The organism is Nonomuraea sp. ATR24, from assembly GCF_041950485.1.
In the GTDB taxonomy this organism is placed as follows: Bacteria; Actinomycetota; Actinomycetes; order Streptosporangiales; family Streptosporangiaceae; genus Nonomuraea; species Nonomuraea ceibae.
In genome coordinates this window covers 228648-252397 of record NZ_JBGNUU010000004.1, presented here as the reverse complement: position 1 = coordinate 252397, position 23750 = coordinate 228648, and the positions used below count along the sequence as shown (strand labels likewise).

20 protein-coding genes are annotated in these 23750 nt (G+C 72.9%); 13 read left to right on the top strand and 7 right to left on the bottom strand.

What is annotated here, in order from left to right:
• Window positions 1–255: 255 nt before the first annotated feature.
• Complete coding sequence (locus ACBI99_RS12175; protein WP_375072317.1) at window positions 256–6207, bottom strand: FtsK/SpoIIIE domain-containing protein; 5952 nt, start codon at window positions 6205–6207, stop codon at window positions 256–258.
• A gap of 457 nt (window positions 6208–6664) precedes the next feature.
• On the opposite strand from ACBI99_RS12175, the gene ACBI99_RS12170 reads away from it, so the two are divergent.
• The 12 genes from ACBI99_RS12170 (at window position 6665) to ACBI99_RS12115 (ending at window position 17223) form a co-directional block, all read left to right on the top strand.
• Window positions 6665–7306, top strand: a complete 642-nt coding sequence (locus ACBI99_RS12170) for a hypothetical protein (RefSeq protein ID WP_219499832.1) — start codon at window positions 6665–6667, stop codon at window positions 7304–7306.
• A 1-nt stretch (window position 7307) separates the two neighbouring features.
• Window positions 7308–8021 (top strand): hypothetical protein, encoded by a 714-nt coding sequence (locus tag ACBI99_RS12165; RefSeq protein WP_219499830.1) that lies wholly within the window; start codon window positions 7308–7310, stop codon window positions 8019–8021.
• The gene (locus ACBI99_RS12160) at window positions 8018–9313 is read left to right on the top strand and encodes an ATPase, T2SS/T4P/T4SS family (RefSeq protein WP_357584118.1); all 1296 of its coding nucleotides are present in this window, start codon (window positions 8018–8020) and stop codon (window positions 9311–9313) included. The genes ACBI99_RS12165 and ACBI99_RS12160 overlap by 4 nt, the downstream gene beginning before the upstream one ends.
• A gap of 3 nt (window positions 9314–9316) precedes the next feature.
• On the top strand, window positions 9317–10159 hold the full coding sequence (locus ACBI99_RS12155; RefSeq protein ID WP_219499826.1) for a type II secretion system F family protein: 843 nt from the start codon (window positions 9317–9319) through the stop codon (window positions 10157–10159).
• A 35-nt stretch (window positions 10160–10194) separates the two neighbouring features.
• Complete coding sequence (locus ACBI99_RS12150) at window positions 10195–11115, top strand: type II secretion system protein (protein WP_219499824.1); 921 nt, start codon at window positions 10195–10197, stop codon at window positions 11113–11115.
• Window positions 11116–11340 (top strand): hypothetical protein, encoded by a 225-nt coding sequence (locus tag ACBI99_RS12145; protein ID WP_219499822.1) that lies wholly within the window; start codon window positions 11116–11118, stop codon window positions 11338–11340.
• On the top strand, window positions 11337–11825 hold the full coding sequence (locus ACBI99_RS12140) for a TadE/TadG family type IV pilus assembly protein (protein ID WP_357584114.1): 489 nt from the start codon (window positions 11337–11339) through the stop codon (window positions 11823–11825). Before ACBI99_RS12145 ends, ACBI99_RS12140 begins: the two co-directional genes overlap by 4 nt.
• A gap of 113 nt (window positions 11826–11938) precedes the next feature.
• Window positions 11939–12358 carry a TadE/TadG family type IV pilus assembly protein gene (locus ACBI99_RS12135; RefSeq protein ID WP_375072316.1) on the top strand — a complete coding sequence of 140 codons (420 nt, stop codon included), beginning with the start codon at window positions 11939–11941 and terminating at the stop codon, window positions 12356–12358.
• On the top strand, window positions 12355–12771 hold the full coding sequence (locus tag ACBI99_RS12130; RefSeq protein ID WP_308125591.1) for a flp pilus-assembly TadE/G-like family protein: 417 nt from the start codon (window positions 12355–12357) through the stop codon (window positions 12769–12771). The genes ACBI99_RS12135 and ACBI99_RS12130 overlap by 4 nt, the downstream gene beginning before the upstream one ends.
• Before the next feature lie 209 nt (window positions 12772–12980).
• Window positions 12981–15710: a BTAD domain-containing putative transcriptional regulator gene (locus ACBI99_RS12125; RefSeq protein WP_375072315.1), complete on the top strand. Its 2730-nt coding sequence runs from the start codon at window positions 12981–12983 to the stop codon at window positions 15708–15710.
• Entirely contained in the window at window positions 15707–16300 is a 594-nt protein-coding gene (locus ACBI99_RS12120; RefSeq protein ID WP_219499817.1) for a hypothetical protein, read from the top strand. Before ACBI99_RS12125 ends, ACBI99_RS12120 begins: the two co-directional genes overlap by 4 nt.
• Window positions 16297–17223 carry a hypothetical protein gene (locus ACBI99_RS12115; RefSeq protein ID WP_219499809.1) on the top strand — a complete coding sequence of 309 codons (927 nt, stop codon included), beginning with the start codon at window positions 16297–16299 and terminating at the stop codon, window positions 17221–17223. Before ACBI99_RS12120 ends, ACBI99_RS12115 begins: the two co-directional genes overlap by 4 nt.
• Here ACBI99_RS12115 and ACBI99_RS12110 read toward each other — a convergent pair.
• Window positions 17220–17651 (bottom strand): MarR family winged helix-turn-helix transcriptional regulator, encoded by a 432-nt coding sequence (locus tag ACBI99_RS12110; protein ID WP_219499807.1) that lies wholly within the window; start codon window positions 17649–17651, stop codon window positions 17220–17222. The genes ACBI99_RS12115 and ACBI99_RS12110 overlap by 4 nt on opposite strands.
• A 90-nt stretch (window positions 17652–17741) precedes the next feature.
• Between ACBI99_RS12110 and ACBI99_RS12105 the strand changes: the two genes are divergently transcribed.
• Window positions 17742–18929, top strand: coding sequence for an MFS transporter (locus ACBI99_RS12105; RefSeq protein WP_357584110.1), 1188 nt, complete (start codon window positions 17742–17744; stop codon window positions 18927–18929).
• Here the strand turns inward: ACBI99_RS12105 and ACBI99_RS12100 are convergent.
• The 5 genes from ACBI99_RS12100 to ACBI99_RS12080 form a co-directional block, all read right to left on the bottom strand.
• Complete coding sequence (locus tag ACBI99_RS12100) at window positions 18875–19375, bottom strand: methylated-DNA--[protein]-cysteine S-methyltransferase (protein ID WP_219499803.1); 501 nt, start codon at window positions 19373–19375, stop codon at window positions 18875–18877. The genes ACBI99_RS12105 and ACBI99_RS12100 overlap by 55 nt on opposite strands.
• Complete coding sequence (locus ACBI99_RS12095) at window positions 19372–20760, bottom strand: AlkA N-terminal domain-containing protein (RefSeq protein WP_357584109.1); 1389 nt, start codon at window positions 20758–20760, stop codon at window positions 19372–19374. Before ACBI99_RS12095 ends, ACBI99_RS12100 begins: the two co-directional genes overlap by 4 nt.
• A 140-nt stretch (window positions 20761–20900) precedes the next feature.
• Window positions 20901–21842, bottom strand: coding sequence for an NYN domain-containing protein (locus ACBI99_RS12090; protein ID WP_049568418.1), 942 nt, complete (start codon window positions 21840–21842; stop codon window positions 20901–20903).
• A gap of 107 nt (window positions 21843–21949) precedes the next feature.
• Complete coding sequence (locus ACBI99_RS12085) at window positions 21950–22129, bottom strand: acyl-CoA carboxylase subunit epsilon (protein WP_308125595.1); 180 nt, start codon at window positions 22127–22129, stop codon at window positions 21950–21952.
• A gap of 17 nt (window positions 22130–22146) precedes the next feature.
• Window positions 22147–23733, bottom strand: a complete 1587-nt coding sequence (locus ACBI99_RS12080; protein WP_357584107.1) for an acyl-CoA carboxylase subunit beta — start codon at window positions 23731–23733, stop codon at window positions 22147–22149.
• Window positions 23734–23750: the final 17 nt, after the last annotated feature.

Sequence of the window (23750 nt, the reverse complement as noted above, 5' to 3'; positions counted from 1 at the left end):
GACGCTGCCATTGGCCGAGCTTCCCGTGCGCGCTGCCAGCGACCCCGGCCCCTTGACCGACGCCCTGTCAGTGGACGGGCCTCCACCACGCTGTCAACGGGGTGGGCCTCCACCACGCCGCCAACGGGGTGAGCCCCGACCCGGCGGCTGCCAACGTGGCGGCAACGGGCGCGCTGCCACGGCTGGCCAGCAAGCGGCCTCAGCCCAAGCTGACCGCGCCGAAGCGGAGCCCCGACGGCAGGGACCCGCCGCAACCTACGCCCCGTCCGGGACCGCGGCCTGGATGGGGGTGATGGTGCCGGTTGTGACGAGAAGCCCGCGCCCCGGCGGGCCGCCCGATACGCCACGAGGCAGGCGGATCGTGAACAGGTCGCCGTCGGCCTGGCTCTGCACCGACAGAAGAAGACCGGTCCGCCCCTTGCGAGCTTCGGCGGCGAAACCGCGATAGGCCACGGTCAGGTCACTGGTGGTGCCCGCGATGAGGAGACCGTGGTCCCCGTCCCTGCCTGACCGGAGCTGGTCCTCCAGGGCAGTGCCCAGCGGGCTGTCCGGGTTGATCAGCTCGGCATCGTCGACCAGGAGGACGTAGTGGCGCAGATCGGCGACCAGTTCCTGAAGGTCGGTGGCGTTGCCGTCCAGGATGGCCACGGCGGCGTCGAGGTCGCGCAGAGGGCTGCGCCTCGGCGCGACGGCGATCACCGGCGTCCCCGCACGGATCAGCGACTGAGCCGCCGTCACCAGGACGGACGATCGCCCTGACCGCGCGGGTCCGGCGATCACCGCCGCCGGCCCGTACGCCATCAGGTCGAGACCCAGGGGCGCGAGCGCGTCACCGCCCGCTCCCATCAGCGCCCAGAGCGGCGACGGCGGGCTGAACGCCGGATCCAGCGCCAACGCCTGGCCGGCGGTGATGCGCAACGGCAGGGCGTCCACCCGCAGCGGCGGCTCACCTTCCCAATGCCACGCTCCCGGCCCCGCCGGCCCGCCGCGCATGTGAGCCGGACTGGAACGCCGCGAACCGTCCGACCGCCTCGGCGAGGGCAGCCCGGATGAGGAAGTGCCCCCACGCGCCGAAGCCCCGTCGTGCGCGGATGCGCCCCCGTGCACCGAAGCCCCGTCGTGCGCCGATGCGCCACCGTGCGCCGAAGCGCCGTCGTACGAAGCCGCGGGCCGGCCTGTGGAACGCGGAGCCTCGTCGGGGTCGTACTGGTCCGGGGAGTGGGTGGGCGCGGGGGCGTCGCTCTGAGCCGCAGGGTGCGGCGACGTGCCGAGGCCGGGGTCGGCTGAGGGATGCGCTGGTGTGCCGAGGCCGGGCTGGAGGGTGAGGTCCGGGGTCGCGTACCGATCGGGTGGCGGCGAGGTGCCGAAGGGGGAGCCCATGACCGAATCGGCGGCCGGGATGGGGGTGGAGCGGGCGAGGGACTGGAGGGTGGCCACCTGGGCGGGGCCCGCTGGGTCGGGGGTGAGGAGGGCGATCTGGTGCTCGACGATGCCGTGTTCGCCCATGGACAGGGCTCGGCCGGGAGGCATGGACGAGGGCAGGCCCTTCAGGGGGAAACCCGCCAGGCCGTAGTCGGAGGGGTCGGAGAGGCGCAGGAGAAGACGGTCGTCGAAGACCGTCGACACCTGGCCGAGCAGGGACGAGCGGTCACCGGTGACCACGCCGCGCAGGCCCACCGCCGGGCCCTCGCGGAGAAGCTGGAGGAGGGATTCGAGGAGGCGGCCGTAGTCGTAGTTCTCGAACGCCGCGACGTAGCCCTCCCAGCGGTCCAGCATGAGCACCAGCCACGGCAGCCGATGTCCGGCTTGCCGGTATTCGGCCAGCGAGGCGTGGCCCGCCTCGGCGAGGAGCTGCTGGCGGCGGCCGACCTCCGTACGCAGGCGCGTGAGCAGGCGCTCGACCCGGTCCAGTTGGTCACGGGTGACGACGGCGCCGCAGTGTGGCATCGCGACCAGGGGGAGCAGGGCGCCGGAGCCGCAGTCGACGGCGTGGACGTGGACGTCCGACGGGAGGGTGTAGGCGGCGATGGCGCCCGCGATGGTGCGCAGGGCCGTTGATCTGCCGCTGCGCGGTGCGCCCGCGATGAGGAGGTGGCCGCCGTGCGCCAGGTCGAGCGTGAGCGGGCATCGGTCCTGTACCCAGGGGCGGTCCGTCATGCCGAAGGGCAGCGGCTCGACCTCACCGGCCGGCAGGCTGCCCGGCGAGCGGGACCCGTACGGCTCCACGAAGGTGACCGGGGGAGCGTCGGCTGACCCGTTCGACGGGGTCCCGCCGGGCGCTCCCACAGGTGTGGCCGCGCTGGACGGGATGCCGCCGGTCGGGCCGGTCGCTGGGTAGGCCGTGGCCGGGTCGTCGTTCGTGGTCCCGTTCGGCGGGGTGGCGGTGCCGTACGGCATTCCGCGTGCAGGACCGTTGCCCGGTGGCCGCACGTTCGGGGACGGGGCAGGGAGGGCGGCTTCGGCACCGGGCACGGCGGCCTGGCCGTCGAGCGCGGCGGCGGGAGACTCGCCCGGCCCATGGGGGGAGTCGGGCTGCGCGGACGGGAGGTCGGGAACCGGGGCCAGGTGGGGGCCGCCGGTCGGCAGGGTGAGGACGATCTGGGCGGGGAGGGGCTCCAGCCAGGGGCGGGGCTGCTCCGGCACGCCTGCCAGGCGGGCGGCCTCGATCATGGCGTCGGCCAGGATCGACAGGTCCGTGACCGCCGACTCCTCCGTCGGCTGCGGAGGCGCGGGCAGGGCGCGGCCCAGGGAGCGCCAGTCGATGTCCACGACCCTGACGCGGGCCGGGGTGCGCTGCGGCGCCCAGGTGGGGCCGGTGAGGCCGGGATGCACGGGAGGGCCCGGCACGCCGGTGTGCGGGCCGGGTGAGGGGGCGGGGAGAGGCTCGGGGGCGCGGCCGCCTACGCGGGCCGTCTGGACGGCCGTGGCGGGGCCCGCGCCGGACTTCACGTAGCAGCGGCCGGGGGTGGACTTGGAGATGTGGGCCGCGTCCGGCAGGTCGATCACGTCGGACGACTCCGCGGGCTCCGTGACGCGCAGGGCGATGCGGAGGGAGGTGTTGGCCTGGATGTCGGCCGTGACCACACCGGCCGGGCGCTGCGTGGCCAGGATCAGGTGGATGCCCAGCGAACGCCCTCTGCGCGCGATGTCAACCAATCCCGTGACGAAGTCGGGCAACTCCGACACCAGGGCCGCGAACTCGTCGATGATGAGCACCAGCCGGGGCAGCGGATGGCCGGTGTAGTCCTCGATGTCCTTGGCCCCGGCGGCGAGGAGCAGGCGCTCGCGGCGGCGGATCTCGGCGCCGAGCGACTCCAGTGCCCGCTGGGTGAGGTGGCCGTCGAGGTCGCTGACCATGCCGACCGTGTGGGGCAGCCGGGTGCACTCCTTGAACGCGGCGCCGCCCTTGTAGTCGATGAGCACGAACGTCAGCTGGTCGGGGCGGTTGGAGACGGCCAGCGAGCAGATGAGGGACTGCAGGAGCTCCGACTTGCCCGCGCCGGTGGTGCCCGCGACGAGGCCGTGCGGGCCGTCGAGGCTGAGGTCGATCGCGAACGGGCCGTCGGGGCCGGTGCCGATCAGCGCGCGGGTGGTGCCCTGGTCGAGCCAGCGGCTGCTCACCTCGCGGCCGGTGGGGGCGCGCAGGCCGAGCAGGTCGAGCAGGCGTACGGACTGCGGGAGCTGGGCGGCGCCGTCTTCCCTGCTCACGTCGCGGATCGGCGCCAGCGCCCTGGCCAGGCGGTCGCACCAGGAGGGTGAGACCCGGTCGGCCAGGACGGGGCCGATCACGTCGAGGCCGCCGCCGCGCAGGTGCACGCGGCCGTCCGGAGCGCACGCGGCGACCGTGGCGCACTCCTCCGGCAGCAGCCGCTCGTCGTCGTCGAGGGCCAGCGTGTAGACGCCCGCCCGGGGGCCCTGGCGCAGGACCTGCGGCATGCTGGGCAGGCCGCGCAGGGCCTGCGCGCCGTCGAGGACGACCAGCACGTCGTACGGGCGCACGTCGTAGGTGGAGAAGGCCGGGGGCTCCGGGCCGCCCAGGTCGTCCCAGCCGGTGGGGATCTTGCCGAGCTCCGGGATGGCGGTGTTCTGGCGTTCGTCGATGAGCGCGGCCAGCTCGCTGACGCGGTGGGCGGCGGACTCGGGGTCGGCGCCGATCAGCGCCACGCAGTCCTCGCCGCCGCGCGGCGCGCAGTGGGGCAGCCAGCGCGCCCAGCCCCAGCGGCGCTCGCCGTCGGCATGCGCGGAGATGATCACGATGGCCAGGTCGCGCGGGCTGTGCAGGGTGGCGGCCTGGCCGATGAGCCATCCGGCCAGGCCGGTGGCTGTGTCGCGGGGGCCGGTGACCCCGGCGACGCCGAGCCGCCGCATGGCCAGCGCCACCGGCACCGCGCGGCAGATCGGCGGCTCGATCGGGCCGCCCTGCTTCTCGGCGAGGTCGAGGTTGGCCGGGAGGTCGGCGAGGCCGACCCTGAGCCGGAGCGCGTCGTCGTCGTGGACGCGGCGCTCCCACAGCCGCCGCCGGGGGCCGATGGCGGTGAGCAGCACCTGAGCCGGATCGGGGGCGTCGGACCTGCGCAGCAGCTCGTCCTCGGCTCTGGCCCGCTCGACGGCCTCGTCGTAGGCGTCCAGGCGCTCCTTGTACTCCTTGATCGCCTGGCGGTGCTGCTTCTTGCCGTGGCGGCGGTCGCTCCACCACTGGCCGACCATGATGACCGGGGTCATCAGGGCGAACAGCAGGAAATACCACTGCTTGAGCACGTAGGCCAGCGTCAGGCCGATGACCATCGGGAGGAACGCGGCCAGCAACTGCAGGCGCATGCCCTCGGTGCGCGACGGCTCCTTCGGGCGCTTGAACGTACGGCGGAGCTCGGGACGGGTCAGGCGGGGCGGCCGGTTGTAGGCCACGCCGCCTTCGAGCCGGGGGGTGAGATGGGCGTCGCGGGGCTCGATGGCGGTCAGCGTGAACAGCGACGAGCCGCACGACAGCAGCGCGTCCTCCGGCCACTCGACGGCGTCGGTGAGCGGACGGGAGGCCAGCTCGGGGGAGTCGTCGAACGATTCGGCGGCGAGCTCGGCCGCCTCGCGTTCGGCGACCCGGGCGGTGAGCTCGGCGACCTCGTCGGCCCAGCGGCCCTTGAGCTTGAGGCGCGGCGCCTGGCCGGGAGTGGCGCGGGGCGCGCGCTCCGCGGTGATGGCGTCGGGGGTGACGCGGATCGTCACCGACTCGGGGGCCAGCGCCGGGTCGGCCACCGTGATCGCGCACATGGGATCGGAGCCGATGACGTGGACGCCGAGTCCCAGGCGGTGCACCGCGCCGGCGGCCGGGCCGCCCACCACGCGCACCTCCGCCACGCCACCCGGCTCCTCGACGATCGTGGCGCGGGCGAGGAGGGGGTCGAGGGTGACCTTGTCGCCGTCGTGCAGCACCGCCTTGGCGGGGGCGCGCGGGTCGAGCGGGCGGCCGTTGCGCCACAGGGTGAGGGCCTGGCCATGCGGACGGTCGTTCCAGCTCCGGGCGGCGCCGTGGACGCTGGGGGGCGGGGAGGCGCGGACGTCCCAGGTGACGCCGTCCTCGGGGTGGGGCGTGCCGGGGGCCGGGGAGCCGTGGCGGCCCCGCCCGGGGCCTCCGGCGGGACGCTCGCGGTCTGGTGACGCCCAGTCGTCGCCCTGGCCGGTGAGCCCCTGAGCGTCGCCGTGATCGTCCGAAGCGGCCCACCGCCCCTGACCGATGCCGCCGCCGGAGTCGGACGGCCGCCACCCGGAGCCGCCGCCGGAGCCGGATGGCCGCCACCCGGACCCGCCGCGACCCGAGCGACGCCCCGCAGGCCCGTCGCCGGGCGCTAGGGGAGCGCCGAACGGCGGGCCACCCGAAGAGGACGGCCCGGGCCCGGAGGGACGGTGGCGGCCCTCGGACCCGTTGCCCGGGGCGGACCCGTCGCCGAAGGGCGGACCGGCGGGCCCGTCGAGGCCGGGCGGTCCTGGGTCCGGAGGACGGCGGCGTTGGGAGGGCACGCGGGCGACGGGGCTGGGAGGCCCGGCCGATGACATGCCGTAGGGAGCCCGGGCACGGGGCAGCCGGACCACCTGGGCGAGCGGCTGGTGATCGGCGAGCGCCTCGCTCACTCCGGCCACGGTGGTGTCGTCGTCGCCGTCGATCACGACGTCACGGTCGCCCTGCTCGCCGAGCACGGTGAGCATGATCCGCATGGTTGCCGTCTCCTCGGTCGGACCTCGGCGCCAACGTAGCGCCCGCAGCGAGGCTAGGCCCGCAGGTTGACGGCAATGGCATGGAACGCGGTTCTGTGGAAAACCCCGAAGGGACGCACGGAACCTGTGGATGACCAGGGAAAACACCTGCGCGGCGGCCGGCGGAGAAAGATGCCCGAATATGCGCGGAAGATCCCGACCGAATCACCCCCGACATGCCCAACCATTAGGGGATAAATCCCAAAAATCATGTGAATAATGTGCCGCATGTTACTCAGGTGACTCTTATCCATAAAAAGCAGCCACCGTCAACTCGCTAGAAACAATAAGCATCGATTACCCGGAGTTGACACAACGCCCCCTGCGAATCAAGCATGGTTCCTCGCATTCCACCCACGCCCTTGACCAAGGGCTGCACATAATGGCGTGAATTCCCTCAAATCATCATGGGAGCCGCATGAGGACCAGTGAAAAACCCGCCGTCAACGCGGCCGGGTTGTCGGGCCCGGCCTCGCGCAAGCTTCCGGTGCCTCCTCGCGAGCGCAAGCCCGCGCTGGCGGCTCTCGCCCTGCTCCTCATCCTGGGCGGAGCGCTCGCCACGACGCTGCTCGTGCTGCGCAGCGGCGACCGGGTGTCGGCGATCAGGGTCGTGCAACAGATAGGCGCCGGCCAGCGGTTCACCCCGCAGGCCCTTGAGGAGGTCCAGATCGCCGACACCGGCATCGCGTACGTGAGCTGGTCGCAACGGCAGAAGGTGCTCGAGTCCTTCGCGGCCGTCACGATCCTGCCCGGCACGCTGCTGACCAGCGACATGGGCATGGAGGCCAGCGACGAGCTCGGCCCCGGCAAGGCCCTGGTCGGCCTGGCGCTCAAGCCCGGTCAGATGCCGCAGGGCCTGGAGAAGGGCGACCGGGTCCAGGTCGTCCACGTGCCGGGCGACGAGGGCGAGGCCCGGGTCCTGGCACAGAACGCGCTGGTCCAGAACGTGGGCGAGAAGGGCGGCGTCACGGTGATCGTCGAGACCGGGGTCTCGCCGGCGGTCCTCCAGTACGCCTCCACCGGCCAGATCGCGGTCGCCGAGTTGCCGGGGGCACGCTGACGTGGCGCTGATCGTGCTGGCCGCCGACAAGGGCGCGCCGGGGGTGACCACCGCGGCCACGGCCCTGGCCGCGGTGTGGCCCCGTCCCGTGCTGCTCGCCGAGTGCGACCCGGCCGGCGGTGACCTGGCCTATCGGCTGCCCGCCGCCGACGGGGGCGTGCTCAACCCGGGCCGCGGCCTGCTCACGCTGGGCGCGACGGCCCGGCGCGGCCTGGAGCCCGCGCAGATCCACGCCCACACGCAGAAGATCATCGGAGGGCTCGACGTGCTGGTCGGCATCACCCACGGCGAGCAGGCCGCCGGTCTCACCTGGCTGTGGGGACCGCTGGGCCGGACACTGGCCGCGATCCCCAACGCCGACGTGATCGCCGACTGCGGCCGGCTGGGCGCGCACCCGCAGCTCGGCGACCTGCTGGCGGAGGCCGACCAGGTCGTGCTGCTCACCAGAGCCACCCTCGACCACGTCGCCCACCTGCGCGAACGCCTGTCGATCAGCAAGGCGCACGGCGTCGTGGTGATCGCCGACCCGCGCAGCTACCGTTCCTCCATCGACGACGTACGCCGGATCGTGGGCCCGTACGTCGGCTTCGTCCACGGCCTGGCGTACGACCCGAAGGGCGCCGAGCTGCTGCGCGGCCAGTGGGGCGGCAGGCTCGACCGCTCGCTGCTCGTCCGCACGGCCCGCGATCTCGCCGGACGGCTGGTGAGCCGATGATCGACCACGCCCTCGTCAAGAGGTTCCGTCAGGAGGTCGGCGACCGGCTCGCCCACCAGCGCAGGCTCGACCAGGCCAACGGCCTGCCGGCGATGACCGGCGAGGACGAGCGCCAGTTCGCCAGGGCGCTGATCTCGCAGGTGCTGGAGGAGCACGCGCGCAGCGAGATCGGCCTCGGCCGCACCCCGCCCACGGTCGAGGAGGAGGAGGGCCTGGCGGCCGGCATCCACGCCGCGCTGTTCGGCGTGGGCCGCCTGCAGCCGCTGCTCGACGACCCCGAGGTCGAGAACATCGACATCAACGGCTGCGACAAGGTCTTCGTCGGTTATGCCGACGGCCAGGAGATCGCGCACGAGCCGGTGGCCGAGTCGGACGAGGAGCTGATCGAGCTCATCCAGATCCTGGCCGCCTATTCGGGCCTGTCGAGCCGCCCGTTCGACACCGCCAACCCGCAGCTCGACCTGCGCCTGCCCGACGGGTCCCGGTTGAGCGCGGTGATGGACGTGACAGTACGGCCGGCGGTGTCGATCCGCCGTGCGCGTTTGGGCAAAGTCTTTCTTTCGGATTTGGTCGGAAATAACACCATAAGCCCAGAAGTAGGCCGTTTTCTGACTGCGGCGGTGCGTGCCCGTAAGAACATCATGATCGCCGGTTCGACCAATGCCGGAAAGACGACGCTCCTGCGCGCCCTCGCCAACGAGATCCCGCCCGCCGAACGCCTCGTCACCGTCGAACGCGCCCTGGAGCTCGGCCTCGACCAGTTCCCCGACCTCCATCCGAACGTCGTCGCCTGCGAGCAGCGCCTGCCCAACTCCGAGGGCCAGGGCGAGATCAGCATGGCCGAGCTCGTCCGCCGCTCCCTCCGCATGAACCCCAGCCGCGTCATCGTCGGCGAGGTCCTCGGCGACGAGATCGTCACCATGCTCAACGCCATGACGCAGGGCAACGACGGCTCCCTGTCGACCATCCACGCCAACTCCAGCATGGAGGTCTTCAACCGCATCGCCACCTACGCGCTCCAGGCCAGCGAACGGCTGCCCATCGACGCCACCCACATGCTCATCGCGGGCGCCATCGACTTCGTCGTCTTCATCGAGAAGCGCAACGACTACCACCGCGGCGGCAGCCTGCGCCGCTACGTCTCCAGCATCCGCGAGGTCAACGGCTGCGACGGACGCGTACTGTCCAGCGAGATCTTCGTGCCCGGCCCGGACGGGGCGGCCGTCCCGCACGCCCCCGTCTCGTGCCTGGAGGAGCTCGCCGCCCACGGCTACCAACCGGGAGGCTGGTGACGCGTGCTCACCTTCGACCCGCTCGCCCTCCTGTCCGGCGCGCTCGCCGGCGGCGGCCTGTTCCTGCTGTTCCTCTCCCTGTACGGGATGCGGCCCAGGCCCTCGCAGCCCAGGCGCCGCCTGATCCAGGTGCTGACCACCCGCGCGGCCGTCGCCGCCATCGCCGCGGCGCTGGTCATGGTGGTCACCGGCTGGGTGGTCGTCGCGGTCGGCGCGGTGCTGCTGGTGTTCGCCTGGCGCGGGCTGTCCGGCGGCGCGGCCGAGGAGCGGGCCGCCATGCGCCGCCTGGAGGGCCTGGCCGCCTGGACCGAGTCGCTGCGCGACACCATCGCCGGCGCGGCGGGCCTGGAGCAGGCCATCCCCTCGTCCATCAGGGCCGCCGCCCCGACGCTCCGCCCCCACCTGCGCGCGCTGGTCGACCGCCTGCACACCCGGATGGCGCTGCCCGAGGCGCTCGGCCTGTTCGCCGACGAGCTCGACGACCCGTCGGCCGACCTCGTGGTCGCGGCCCTCATCCTCAACTCCCGGCTGCGCGGCCCCGGCCTGCGCGACGTGCTCGGCGCGCTCGCCGTCTCCGCCCGCGAGGAGCTCGACATGCGCCGCCGCGTCGAGGCCGAACGCCGCGCCACCCGCCGCAGCGTCCAGATCGTGGTGATCACCGCGCTCGTCTTCGCGGGCCTGCTGGTGGTCTTCAACCCGTCGTACGTGGGCGAGTACGACAGCTACCTGGGCCAGGCGGTGCTCGTCGTCGTCGCCGGGCTGTTCGGCGCCGGGTTCGCCTGGATGCGGCGGCTGGCCAGGTTCGACAAGCCGACGCGGCTGCTCATGGGAGGCGACCATGCCTGAGGCGCTGCCGATCCGAGGGGTGGCTGGGGGCGGTCATGGTTGAGACCGTGCTGGCCGGGGGTGTCGCGGGGCTGGGCCTGTTCGTGCTGCTGAGGGCGCTGTTCCCGGCCCGGCCCGGGCTGGTGGCGCGGCTGCTGGCGCTCGACGCCGTCCGCGAGGACGCCGAGTCGCCGCGCATCCAGCTCGTGCTGCCCGACGAGGAGGTCAGCGCCTTCCGCCGGGGGCTCGGCGTCCGGCTCGCCCGCCTCTACGGGGCGCGCGGCTGGGAGGTCCGCTCGATCAGGGCCGACCTGGCGCTGGTCGGGCGCTCGTTCGAAGGCTTCCTGGCGACCAAGGCGCTGCTGGCGGTCAGCGGGCTGCTGGCGTTCCCGGTGCTGTTCGGCTGGCTGGTGCTGATGGGCTGGGGCGCCTCGCCGGCGATCCCGTTCTGGGTGGCGCTGATCGCGGCCGTGGTCTTCTTCTTCCTGCCCGACCTGCAGATCCGGCGGGACGCCGCGGCCCGGCGGCGCGACTTCCGGCACGTCGTCGGCGCGTTCCTGGACCTGGTATCGATGAACCTGGCCGGCGGCCGGGGCGTCCCCGAGGCGCTCATGATGGCCGTATCGGTCAGCGGCGAGCAGCCCAACTGGGCGATCGGCCGCATCCGCGACGCGCTGAGCGGCGCCAGGATCGTCGGCATCACCCCGTGGCAGGCGCTCGGCCAGCTCGGCGAAGAGATCAACATCGACGAGCTGCGCGACCTGTCGGCGGCCCTCGGACTGGTGGCCGACGACGGGGCCAAGGTGCGCGCCTCCCTGACGGCCCGCGCCGCCACCCTGCGCCGCCGCGAGCTCGCGGAGATCGAAGGGCGGGCGGGGGAGCGCTCGCAGTCGATGCTCGTCGCCCAGCTCCTGCTCTGCGCGGGGTTCGTGATCTTTCTCAGTTTTCCGGCCGCTATGAAGATGTTGGGGTCCTGAATGAAGAATCATCCGTGGATCGTCTATCTGGTGGCGCTCCTCAGCGTGCGGATCCACCGGGCGCGCACCGCCCCCAGTCGTGGCGCCTCCGCCGTCGAGTGGGTCATCATCACCGCGATCATCGCCGGGGTCGCCCTCGGCCTGGCGACTCTGATCAGGCAACTGGTCGAGAGCAAGCAGAGCGAGATCCAGGGCTCCTTCGGCGGCGGCGAAGGAGACACATGACCGGCCCGCCCGCCCCCGGACGCCGGCCCGCCGCCCCACCCACCAGGTGGCGGCGGCGCGTGGCGTCCGGTGGGCGGGAGCGGGGGGCTTCGGTGGTGGAGCTGGCGCTGCTGATGCCGGTGGTGCTCGCCGTCGTGCTGCTCATCGTGCAGGTCGCGCTCTGGTTTCACGGGCGGCAGGTGGCGGAGGCGGCGGCCAGGGAGGGGGCCCGCGTGGCCCGTTCCGCGCCCGCCGACTCCGGCGGGTGGGAGGCCGAGGCGCAGGCGAAGGCTCGCGAGGTGGTGGCGGCGATCGGGCCGCGGCTGCTGAGCGGCGCGCAGGCGACCACGGCCGAACGGCAGCCGGACGAGCGCCACGTGACCGTGACCGGCAGTGCCGTCCAGGTCATCCCGCTGCTGCCGGAGCTGGCGTTCACGATCACCGCCACGTCGGGCGGTCCGATCGAGTGCTTCCGTCCCGACGACGGCGGAGATGACTGCGGTTGACCCTCTCCCGACGGACGGAAGCGGGCTCCCGTGGGCCGGGACCGCCTGGCCGTGCGTCACGCCGGGTCCAGCCCGTACGAGGTCGTCCGGAACACCCGCTGAAGGAGGAGGCCGTGCCGCGAAACCCGCAGGGGCGGAGGTCCCTGGTGCGCGAGCGTGGGTCGATGGCCGTCGAGACCGTGATGCTGGCGCCGATCTTCCTGCTGTTCCTGCTGTTCCTGGCGGGCGCGGGGCGGCTGGTGGAGGCGCAGGGCGAGGTGAACGGCGCGGCCAGGGACGCCGCCCGGGCCGCCTCGGTGCAGCGCACCCTCCAGGGGGCCGAGTCGGCGGCCGAGGCGGTCGTCACCCAGGCGTTGCGCGACGGCTGCACCGGTCCAGCCGTCTCGCTCGACGGCTCGCGGTGGGAGGAGGGCGGGCAGGTGGTCGCCGAGGTGACGTGCGAGCTCGACCTGGCGTTCCTCGGCTTCGGCGGGAGCCAGCGGATGACCGGCACGTCGGTGGTGCCGCTGGAGCAGTTCAGGAGGGTCGAGTGAGGGGCGGGGAGCGCGGCTCGATGTCGGTGTTCACGGTGCTGTTCTCGGTGGTGGTGTTCCTGCTCGCCGGGCTGCTCGTGGACGGCGGGGCGGCGATCAACGCCCGGCTGCGCGCCGCCGACGTCGCCGAGCAGGCCGCGCGGGCCGGGGCGGACCGGATCGACGTGGAGCACCTGCGTTCCACCGGCCAGGTGCGGTTGCTGGGCGAGGCGGAGGTGTGCGGGCGGGCCGACGAGGTGATCGGCGCGCACGGCGGCACCGGGGTGACCTCGGGGAGCTGCGCCGTCGGGCAGGGGCAGGCCGACGTGACGGTGACCGTACGGGTCCGGTGGACGGCCTTCTTCCTGGGGGCGATCGGGTTCCCGGGGTCGGACATGGAGGCCGAGGCGACGGCCGCCCCCGAGGCGCGGTGAGCCAGACCGAATCACGCCGGTCGGTGGATGCGGGGCCGGAGAGACGTGACGCTGGAATCGAGAAGGGAGAGGCGATGCCCAGGCGAGGCCCCGCACGACCGGCGCACCCCACCGGCGGGCCCCACCAGCCCGGCGGCGGCCAACCGCCCACGGGCGGGTCGCGGCCGGCCGGAGGCGGGTACCCGCCGCATGGCGGGGGGCGGCAGTACTTGGCGCCCAATGACGGGGCCCCGGAGGACAGGCAGCGCCAGGCGGCGACCACGGGGCGGGCGCGGCAGGCGGGGCGGATTCACGCGCGGCGCAGCGCCGGTGACGTGCTCGCCGGGCTCGGGGCGTTGCTGGTGCTGCTGGCGCTCGTCGGCGGGGTGCCGTACGCGCTGCTGACGTTCGTGGGCCCGCCGATCGCGCCCGAGCTGCTCGATCTCGACCTGCTGACCAGCCGGGTGGGGCCGAGCACGGTGATGGCGCTGCTGGTGGCGTTCGTCTGGCTGGCCTGGCTGCAGCTGTTCGTGTGCGTCGTGGTCGAGGTGTACGCGGGAGTGCGGCGGGTGGGGATGCCGGCCCGGGTGCCGCTGTCGGGAGGCACGCAGGCGCTGGCGAACAAGCTGGTGTCGGCGGTGCTGCTGCTGTTCACGGCGGGGGCGGTGGTGGTGCCGATCGCCAGGATGGCCGCGCCGCCGCCGGTTCCGCAGCCGATGACCACGGTGGCCTACACCGCGCCGGTCGTGGAGAAGGAGGTGGTCGACACGCAGCGGACGAAGAAGGTGTACGTGGTGCAGCCGCCGCACGGCCGCCATCACGAGAGCCTGTGGGAGATCGCCGAGAAGTGCCTGGGCGACGGCCGCCGCTATCCGGAGATCTTCCGGCTGAACCAGCACAAGGAGCAGCCCGACGGCGCCAAGCTGCGGATGGCCGATCTGATCAGGCCCGGCTGGGTGCTGGACATGCCGGACGACGCGAAGAACACCCATGTGGTCCCGGCGAGCCAGGCCAGGGCGCAGACGCTCAAGGAGCATCCGGCCAAGCCCGGCGGTGACGGCGGCGACCGGGAGGTGGTGCGGGACCGCGTCGAACGGGAGAGCACCCAGGAGCAGGCCCCCAGGAACGCCCAGCCGCCGACCGAGGAGCGCGACGCCGAGACCCAGCCCCAGCAGGAGCAGGGCCTGGAGCTGGTCGATTTTCTCGCCGGGTCGTCGCTGGCCGCGGCCGGGCTGCTGATGGTGCTGGCCAGGCGGCGGCGGGAGCAGCTCTGGCGGCGCCTGTTCGGCCGCCGCCTGGCCCGGCCGCGTGGTGACGCCGCCGAGGCCGAGATGGCGCTGCGGCTGGGCGCCGACGCGCCGGGGGCGCGCATCCTCGACGTGGGCCTGCGCCTGCTGGGCGCCGAGCTGGCCGCGCAGGGGCGGACGCCGCCGACGGTGTACGCCGCCCACCTGTCCGCGCGGTCGCTCGACCTGTGGATCCACCCGCCGGACGCCGACCCGCCGGAGCCCTGGACGGCCGACGACGGCGGCCAGGTGTGGCGGCTGGCGGCGCACGAGGGCCGCCTGCTGGACGATCATCCGGGCGGAGCTCCGTACCCGGGGCTGGTGTCGATCGGCACGGACGGGAGCGGCCGGGTGCTGGTCGACCTGGAGGCGGCGCAGGGTCTGATCAACGTGCGGGGCCCGCAGACGACGGCGGCGCTGGCGGCGCTGGCGGTGGAGCTGGCCACCAACCGGTGGTCCGACCGGATGCGGATCACGCTCGTCGGGTTCGGCGAGGAGCTGACGGCGATCGCGCCCGACCGGATCAGGGCGGTGGGCGGGCTGGCGGAGGTGCTGCCGGAGCTGGAGGCGACGGCGGCGCCGCGCCGGGAGGTGCTGACGGGCCGGGTCTCGGGCCGCCCGCGTGACGCCCACTACCTGCTGTCGGCGGTGGCGCCGACGCACGAGGAGGCGCGCAGGCTGGCGCTGCTGGCCCGCGACGACACGGCCGGTTACGTGGTGACCGGCGACGTGCCGCATGCCACCTGGACCTGGGAGATCACCGAGGACGGCCGGGCCAAGCTGCCCGAGCTGGGCTTCGAGGTGACGGCGCAACTTCTGCCGCGCCGCCACTACCGGGCGCTGGTGGAGCTGTTCCGCACCGCGGACCGGTTCGACGGCGAGGCGATCCCGGAGGCGGAGCCGCTGGACGACCTGCGCCCACCGGCGGTGGAGATCAGGATGCTCGGCCCGCTGGAGATCGTCGGCCCGGAGCCGCTGGAGGAGGGCCGGATGGCGCTCGCCGCGGAGTTGCTCGTCTACCTGGCGACGCATCCGGGCGGGGTGCATCCGGTGGTGCTCGGCGGCGTGCTGTGGCCGCGCGGCGTGCAGTCCATGGTCCGGGACGCGACGATCGCCCGGGTGATGAGCTGGCTGGGCCCGGAGCACCTGCGTGCCGACGAGTCGGGCAGGCTGACGCTGGGGCCGGGCGTGCGGACGGACTGGGCGGTCTTCCGCGAGCTGGTGCGCCGCTCGCACCACGATCCGGCGGCCCGCGCCGTGCTGCTCGAACGGGCGCTGAGCCTGGTCAGGGGGCCGCTGCTGAGCGGGCGGGCGCACGGCCGCTACTCCTGGCTGGCAGGTGACGAGCTGGAGTACGACGTGGCGGCCGAGGTGGCCGACGCGGCGCACCGGCTCTGCGAGCTGCGGCTGGCCGACGGCAAGGCCGACGCGGCGATCGCCGCCGTGCGGGCCGCGCTGCTGCTGGCGGCCGATGACGAGGGCCTCTGGCGTGACCTGTTGCGGGCCACGCACGCCACCGGTGACCTGTCGCGGCTGCGGGCCGTGGTCGAGGGGCTGACCAGGCGGTCGGCGTTCCATCCGCACGGTGGCGGGATGGCCCCGGAAACCGAGGCGCTGATCGACGAGCTGCTGCCGTCGTGGCGCCTCCGCGTCGTCAGGGAGTCGACGGCATGAGACGTATCGCGATCCTTCTGGCACTGGCGGCGGCGGCCGGGTGCGGCCAGGCCGAGCAGCCCTACACGCCGCGGCAGGCGCCGGTGCAGGCGACGGGCGAGGCCACGGAGCAGGCCACCCCCAGCGGGAGCGAGCCGCCCGCGACGGTCGGCGTGGGTGACGAGCTGGAGGTGCGGGTGGCGTGGCCGGACAAGGTCGACCAGCTCGTCCGGCTCTTCCCGGAGTTCTACGCCGACTCGTGGGCGGCCGTCGTGTCCGGCGGTGACCGCTACCTGCGGCACGTCGAGCCGACGCTGATCCCCGACTCGGTCGAGTGGGTGGCGGGGTTCACCGGCAAGGGCCAGTCGGTGAAGGGAGTCGTGCGGCTGTACGACCTGAAGACGACCGTCATGGGCAAGGGCGCCCAGGTCGACGTGTGCGTGGACGAGACGCGGATGACGATCGTCTCGGCCGATACGGGCAAGGCGATCTCGCCGCAGCCCGACTCCAGCCGCGCCCCCTACCTGCAGACCATGCTCGCCCACCGGGGTGACGACGGCGTGTGGCGCATCAGGCAGTTCAGCAACAGCAAGGAAGGGTGCAGCCCATGAAAGGCCTGCTCTCGGTGATCGTCGCCGGATCGCTGCTGTTCGCCGGCAGCGCCGATCCGCCGCGCGACAACACGAAAGCCGAAGGTTTCCAGAAGGGCAAAACGGCCGGGGTCGTCCTGGAACACTCCAAGATCCAGATCACCGGCGACGTGAAGGGCGGCAAGAGCGACGGCTACCAGCTCAAGAGCCCGTGCTGGTACGAGCCGGGCATGAACGCGGAGGAGATGTACGCGTTCATGAAGGACGCCGAGGCCAACCTGTCCAGGATCAAGGAGGACGAGGCGGGCTTCAACGCCTTCGTCAAGCAGTTCAAGGACAAGGTCGGCCAGCCGGGGCTGTGGTGGTCGCCGGCCTACAACGCGGCCGATCCCCGGGGCGCGGCGTGCTGGGCGGGGCTGGAGCTGTTCGTGTTCGTGCCGCCGGACACGACGCCGCCGAGCGGCATCACGTTCCGGGAGCTGGCGGAGATCGCGCGGGCGGCGCTGACGGTGCCGGAGGGCAAGGTCGAGCTGAGCCCCGACGCGAAGAGCTACGTGAACCTGCCCACGTTCGTCTGGCTCGAGGGCGTCGGTGAGCCGCGCCGTTCGGTCACGGCGACGCTGCCCGGCGTGATGAGCGCGACCGTGGTGGCCACGCTGGACGACATCAAGATCGACGCCGGTACGGGCTCGGACCGGGCGGAGGTGCGCCAGTCGGGCTGCGGCGCCGCGGGCCGGCCCTACGCCGAGGGCGCGGAGTTCACCTGCGGCGTGCGGTATCTGCGTGCCTCGATCGACCGGCCGCGTGAGGTGTACGAGCTGACCGTGACCAGCGTGTGGCCGGTCGAGGTGAGCGGCGGCGTGGCGGTCCAGTTCGACCCGATCGAGGTGTCGGCGAGCAGGGACGTGCCGGTCGGCGAGGTGCAGAGCAACGTCAGGCCCTAGGCGATGACGGCGGCGAGCGGCGCCAGCTCGGGCTGCTCGGCCGCCTCGGCCAGCACCTCCTTGAGCACGGTGTCGTGGGTGGGCCCGGCCGTGGCCAGCAGGTCGCGGCCGGCCTGGGTGACCTCGGTGTAGATGCCCCGGCGGTCGTCCTCGCACAGGTAGCGCGACAGCAGGCCCCGGTTCTCCAGGCGGGTCACCAGGCGGGTGGTGGCGCTCTGGCTGAGCACGACGGCGCGGGCGAGCTGCTGCATGCGCATGTGCCAGCCGTCCTGGCGGGCGAGCACGTCGAGCACCGTGTACTCGCTCACGCTCAGCCCGTGCTCCTTCTGCAGCGCCTTCTCCAGCCGGTCCTCGATCTTGGCGTGCAGCGCGGCCAGGGTGCGCCAGCCCTGGGCGCGTGCCTCCACGGCGTCGTCGGCGATGGGCATGTGACACCCTCCTCGGCATTCTTGTATGGTCAGTTAGTCGGCGTGTGCAAATAATGCCTACGCTCACTAACGTCGTCTGAGGAGAATTCTATGCCTCTCGCCCTGTTCGCCCTCGCGATCAGCGCCTTCGGCATCGGCACCACCGAGTTCATCATCAACGGCCTGCTCCCCGAGCTGGCCGGAGACTTCGGCGTGACGATCCCGGCCGCCGGGCTGCTCGTGTCCGGTTACGCGCTGGGCGTGGCCGTGGGCGGGCCGCCGCTGACCATGCTCGGCGGCCGGTTGTCACGCAAGACCATGCTGCTGGCGCTGATGGTGCTGTTCATCGCCGGCAACCTGCTGTCCGCGCTCGCGCCCTCGTACGGGACGCTCATGGTGGGCCGGTTCCTGGCGGCCTTCGCCCACGGCGCGTACTTCGGGGTCGGGTCCGTGGTGGCCGCCGACCTGGTCGCGCCGCGCAAGCGGGCCAGCGCGATCGCGCTGATGTTCACCGGGCTCACGCTGGCCAACGTGCTCGGGGTGCCGCTCGGCACCTGGATCGGGCAGGCGTTCGGCTGGCGGGCCACGTTCTGGGTCGTGGTCGTGATCGGCGTCGTCGGGCTGGCCGGGGTGCTCGCCCTGGTGCCCGCCCAGCCGAGGCCCACCGGTGGAGTGCTCAGGGAGCTGGCGACCTTCCGCAAGGGCGGAGTGTGGCTGGCGCTGGCGATGACCGTGTTCGGGTTCGCGCCGGTGTTCGCGGTGATCACGTTCATCTCGCCGATCATGACCGGGGTGGGCGGGTTCTCCCCGGGCGCCGTGCCGATCGTGATGGCGCTGTTCGGCGTCGGCCTGGTGATCGGCAACCTCATCGGCGGGCGGCTCGCCGACCGGGCCGTCATGCCCAGCATCTACGGCTCGGTGGCGCTGCTCACGCTGCTGGCCGTGGTCGTGGCGCTGGTGGCGGGTCACCAGGTCGCCTTCGTCGTGGCGATCACGCTGTTCGGCGTGGCGGCCTTCGCCACCGTGCCGCCGCTGCAGACGCGCGTCCTGGACGCGGCGGCGGGCGCGCCGACGCTGGCCTCGGCGGCCAACATCGGCGCGTTCAACCTGGGCAACGCGATCGGCTCGTTCGCGGCCGGGCTCACGATCGACGCCGGTCTCGGCTACACCGCCCCCGCCTGGACCGCGGCGGGGCTCGGTGTCGTGGGGCTCGTCGTGGCCGCGCTGGCCGGGCTGCAGGCGCGTCAGCGGGCGGCGGACTCGTGGGCGAGCAGCCACTCCTTGACGGGCACCCCGTAGTAGTAGCCGCCGAACCCGCCCGTCGACGGCAGCACCCGGTGGCACGGCACGAACGGCGCGATCAGGTTCTGCGCGCACGCCCCGCCCGCCGCGCGGGCCGCCGTCCGCGGCAGCCCGGCCCGCTCGGCCAGCTCCGCGTACGACACCGTGGTGCCCGCCTTGACCTCGCGCAGCGCCCGGTGCAGCTCCTTGCGCCGGGGCGAGCCCGGCTGCTCGACCGGGACGTCGTCCAGCGCGTCGAGGTCGCCGGCGAAGTAGGCGCGCACGGCCTGGGAGATCGGTCCCAGGTCGTCGACCACGTCCAGGCCCTCCGCCTGGAGCTCGGGCTTGAGCCGGACGAACATCTCCTTGGGGTCGGCGGTGAAGCCGGCGGCGACCACGACGCCGTCGCGGGCCAGCACGGACAGCTCGCCGGTCGGGGTGGGCAGGATCTGAGCGTTGATCATGAGTGACTCCAGAGGTGCAGGGCGGCGTAGGCCCGCCAGGGCCGCCACCGTTCGAGATGGTCCTTGGGGATGCCGAGGGCGGCCATGCGCTTGTCGAGCACGAGGTCGCCGGTCGGCCACGCGTCGGGGTCGCGCAGCGCCCGCAGCGCGACGTAGCTGGCGGTCCACGGGCCGATGCCGGGCACGGCGAGCAGCTCCTTGACCGTCTCGGCCGGCTCCTGGCCGCCGTCGAGGTCGATCAGGCCGTCGTCCACGCGGGCGGCGAGCTCGGCCAGCGTGGTGATGCGACGCCCGGTCAGCCCGAGCCCGGTCAGATCGGCGTCGCGCAGCTCGGCCGGGCCGGGGAAGAGGCGGCCGTCCCCCGCGCGGGCGACGATCCGGCCGAGCAGGGTACGGGCGCCCGCCACGGAGATCTGCTGGCCCACGACCGCGCGCACGGCCAGCTCGAACCCGTCGAACGCGCCCGGCACCCGCAGCCCCGGCCGCGCCGCGACGAGCGGGGCCAGCGACGTCTGGCCGAGCGCCCCGGCGATGGCGTCGGGGTCGGCGTCGAGGTCGAGCAGCCGCCGGCACCGCGCCACCAGCCTGGCGAGCTGCCGGGTGTCGTCCACGGCCACGTCCAGGGCGAAGTGGCCGTCCTCCGGGGTGAGCGTGACCGTGCCCCCGGGCACGTTGCGCGTGTAGGAGGCGGCGTCGGCCACCTCCAGGCCGGGGATCGCCCGGGAGGCCAGGAACGCGAACACCCCGTCCACGTCGTACGGCTCGCGCCGGTGCAGCCGCAGCCGGAGCGAGGCGTCCTTCGGCACGCCCCGGCCCGCCGCCGTGGCACGCAGCTCGCTCGGCGTGAACCCGTACGTCTCCCGCATCGTCGCGTTGAACTGGCGGACGCTGCCGAACCCGGCGGCGAACGCCACCTCGGTCACCGGCAGCGCCGTCTCGGTGAGCAGCTGCTTGGCCAGCAGCAGCCGCTTGGTCCTGGCGACCGCCAGCGGCCCGGCGCCGAGCTCGGCGACGAACAGCCGGTGCAGGTGCCGCTCGGTGATGTGCAGCCGCCTGGCCAGCCCGGCCACGCCGTCCTCGTCGGCGGCCCCGTCGTCGATCAGCCGCAGAGCCCGCCCGATCAGGTCGCCCCGCAGGTCCCAGCCGGGGTCGCCGGGCGACAGCTCCGGCCGGCACCGCTTGCACGGCCGGAACCCCGCCGCCTCGGCGGACGCGGCGTGCCGGTAGAACCGCACGTTCCGCGACGCGGGCGTGCGGGCCGGGCAGATCGGCCGGCAGTAGACGCCGGTCGTCTTCACCGCGGTGTAGAACCGTCCGTCGAACCGGGCGTCCCTGGCGGAGACGGCCCGGTAGCAGGAGTCGAAGTCGAGCTCTGGTGCTGACATGCCTCCGAGGCTATGCGCTGGTCACAGGTGTCGACTGGCGGAAATCAGACGTTACCGTGAACGCCCAGGTCAGCGCCGGGGCGCGGCATCGCCACGCTGTGGGAGAGCCGCACGCCGGAGCCGCCCGAGGCGCTCCTCGGTCACTTGGACGAGACGCCGACCCCCAGATCGAACTCGCGGTAGACGCGCGCCCAGAAGCCGTCGCGCAGCCACACGCGCGCCTCCGGGTAGGGCCGCAGCGAGTGGCCGAGCTCCTTCTCCGCCTCGATGAGCAGCTCGGTGTCGATCACCGTCGGCAGGATGGGGCCGGGGAGCAGGTCGCGGATGTTGTCGCGGCCCCGGGTGAGGATCCACTTCTGCGCCACGTGCTCGCCCACGTCCTCCACGCGCGGGCGGCTGGGCCCGAGCTTGGCCACCTGGCCGGGTTTGACGTGCGGCTTGACCGGCGCGCGGCCGGCGAACACCTGGGCGGGCGAGGGCGCGGCCGCCGGCGGGGTGACCGCGACGGGCTGGGGAGCACGGCTGAAAAAGGGCCTCAGGAAATCAGCGCTGATCACTTCCACGGTGTCGGACTCCCAGACCAGGCGCTCGGCCTGGTTGGTCCCATAAGGCGGCTCGACCCCCCATAGGTGGATCCGCACCCCGTACGCCTGGGCGGCCTCCACCGCGGGCACCATGTCCTCGTCGCCGGCCAGCAGGATGGTGTCGGTCACCGCGTGGTGCCTGGCCAGCGCCTCCAGGTCGCTCCTGATCTGCGCGTCGACGCCTTTCTGCTGGCCACGGGCGTTCAGGTTGCCAAGCCGCACCTTGACCCAGGGGAGCTGGGCGATGACCCGCTGGTCGACCGTGGGAACCCGGTCGCGGGCCGCGTCATACCAATAGATCCGCAGAAGCTCCCCGGAAATACGTTCCTCTGCATGTTTCTGTAGACTCTGGATGAGCTCATCGGCCGCCACTCGATATTCCTTGCGCTCCTTGGCGCCGAGCAGCACTTCACCTGCGGCAGCGTAGAGATAACCGACATCCACAAGGACGGCGTACTTGGCTGCCACAGGATGCGGCATGAGGTCTGGGATGGCCATGATGTCCTCCAGGCCGCGGCGTTAGTTGATCGGCTGACTATATACGCCTACTTTCTCTAGATAGTCCCAACTCCCGGAGAACTTGACACCCGATTCCCGGGATCTATCTAGGGTTGGGCGCTCATCCGCCAAGCCGACTTCCCCGGCGCCGGGGGGTTACGCATGCTTCTCGCGGGGTTGCGCCAGGATTGTGCTGCGGGGGTCACGGAGGGTGCCGGCCGGGCGTGGCGGGTGGCGAGGACGGCCACGAGCGCGGCGATCTCCTCGGGCGTGGCGTCGCCGCGCACGACGCGCAGGTGGCCGCTCACAGCGGGATGTTCCCGTGCTTCTTGGGCGGCAGGCTGGCGCGCTTGTTGCGCAGCGCCCGCAGCGCCCTGACGATGTGCGCCCGCGTCTCCGACGGCCGGATGACGGCGTCCACGTAGCCGCGCTCGGCGGCGATGTACGGGTTGGCCAGCGTGTCCTCGTACTCGGTGACCCGCCGGGCCCGCTCGGCGTCGGCGTCGTCGGAGGCGGCCAGCTCGCGCCGGTAGAGGATGTTGACGGCGCCCTGCGCGCCCATGACCGCGATCTGCGCGGTGGGCCAGGCCAGATTGACGTCGGCGCCCAGGTGCTTGGACCCCATGACGTCGTACGCGCCGCCGTAGGCCTTGCGGGTGATGACGGTGACCAGGGGGACGGTGGCCTCGGCGTAGGCGAACAGGAGCTTGGCGCCGCGGCGGATGATTCCGTTCCATTCCTGATCGGTTCCGGGGAGGAAACCCGGTACATCAACAAAAGTCAGGATCGGAATATTGAAAGCATCACATGTTCGAATAAATCGTGCAGCCTTCTCGGATGCGTTGATATCCAGGCATCCGGCGAAATGCATGGGCTGGTTGGCCACCACGCCCACCGGCCGCCCGTCGACGCGCCCGTACCCGACCACCACGTTCGGCGCGAACAGCTCGTGGACCTCCAGGAACTCCCCGTCGTCCAGCACGTGCTCGACGACCCGGCGCATGTCGTACGGCTGGTTCGCCGAGTCGGGGATGATGACGTCCAGCTCCGGATCGGGGTCCAGATCCTCGGCCGCCTCGAAGCCCGGCGCCTCGTCGAGGTTGTTGGAGGGCAGGTAGGACAGCAGCGCCCTGACGTAATCGAGCGCGTCGTGCTCGTCCGCCGCCTGGTAGTGGGCCACGCCCGACTTGGTGTTGTGCGCGTGGGCGCCGCCGAGCTCCTCGAACGTGACCTCCTCCCCGGTGACCGTCTTGATGACGTCCGGCCCGGTGATGAACATGTGCGAGGTCTGGTCCACCATGACCACGAAGTCCGTCAGCGCGGGGGAGTAGACGTGGCCCCCGGCCGCGGCGCCCATGATGAGCGAGATCTGCGGGATCACCCCGGAGGCGTGCACGTTGCGCTTGAAGATCTCCGCGTAGAGGCCGAGCGCGACGACGCCCTCCTGGATGCGCGCGCCGCCGCCCTCGTTGATGCCGATGATCGGGCAGCCGATCTTGAGCGCCAGGTCCAGCACCTTGACGATCTTCTCGCCGTACACCTCGCCGAGCGAGCCGCCGAACACGGTCACGTCCTGCGAGAAGACGCACACCTGCCGCCCGTCGATCGTGCCGTGCCCGGTGATGACGCCGTCGCCGTAGGGCCGGCGCTTCTCCAGGCCGAACATCGTCGAGCGGTGCCTGGCGAACTCGTCGAACTCCACGAACGAGCCCTCGTCCAGCAGCGCCAGCACCCGTTCGCGGGCCGTCATCTTGCCCTTGGCGTGCTGCTTGTCGACCGCTGCCGCGGACCCGGCGTGCACGGCCTCGTCCAGCCGTCGCTCCAGGTCGGCGATCTTCCCAGCGGTGGTGTGAATATCCGGCATGTCTGGCAAGGGTTCGGCAGCTGTCATGCGCGCAAGATTAATCC

Bases quoted from the DNA above. Each gene is read 5' to 3' on its own strand.
- ACBI99_RS12145 (WP_219499822.1), top strand. From the start codon at position 11,116: ATGAAGAATCATCCGTGGATCGTCTATCTGGTGGCGCTCCTCAGCGTG.
- ACBI99_RS12175 (WP_375072317.1), bottom strand. From the start codon at position 6,207: ATGCGGATCATGCTCACCGTGCTCGGCGAGCAGGGCGACCGTGACGTC.
- ACBI99_RS12090 (WP_049568418.1), bottom strand. From the start codon at position 21,842: ATGGCCATCCCAGACCTCATGCCGCATCCTGTGGCAGCCAAGTACGCC.
- ACBI99_RS12110 (WP_219499807.1), bottom strand. From the start codon at position 17,651: ATGCCCATCGCCGACGACGCCGTGGAGGCACGCGCCCAGGGCTGGCGC.
- ACBI99_RS12080 (WP_357584107.1), bottom strand. From the start codon at position 23,733: ATGACAGCTGCCGAACCCTTGCCAGACATGCCGGATATTCACACCACC.
- ACBI99_RS12150 (WP_219499824.1), top strand. From the start codon at position 10,195: ATGGTTGAGACCGTGCTGGCCGGGGGTGTCGCGGGGCTGGGCCTGTTC.
- ACBI99_RS12115 (WP_219499809.1), top strand. From the start codon at position 16,297: ATGAAAGGCCTGCTCTCGGTGATCGTCGCCGGATCGCTGCTGTTCGCC.
- ACBI99_RS12170 (WP_219499832.1), top strand. From the start codon at position 6,665: ATGAGGACCAGTGAAAAACCCGCCGTCAACGCGGCCGGGTTGTCGGGC.
- ACBI99_RS12095 (WP_357584109.1), bottom strand. From the start codon at position 20,760: ATGTCAGCACCAGAGCTCGACTTCGACTCCTGCTACCGGGCCGTCTCC.
- ACBI99_RS12105 (WP_357584110.1), top strand. From the start codon at position 17,742: ATGCCTCTCGCCCTGTTCGCCCTCGCGATCAGCGCCTTCGGCATCGGC.
- ACBI99_RS12140 (WP_357584114.1), top strand. From the start codon at position 11,337: ATGACCGGCCCGCCCGCCCCCGGACGCCGGCCCGCCGCCCCACCCACC.
- ACBI99_RS12160 (WP_357584118.1), top strand. From the start codon at position 8,018: ATGATCGACCACGCCCTCGTCAAGAGGTTCCGTCAGGAGGTCGGCGAC.
- ACBI99_RS12100 (WP_219499803.1), bottom strand. From the start codon at position 19,375: ATGATCAACGCTCAGATCCTGCCCACCCCGACCGGCGAGCTGTCCGTG.
- ACBI99_RS12120 (WP_219499817.1), top strand. From the start codon at position 15,707: ATGAGACGTATCGCGATCCTTCTGGCACTGGCGGCGGCGGCCGGGTGC.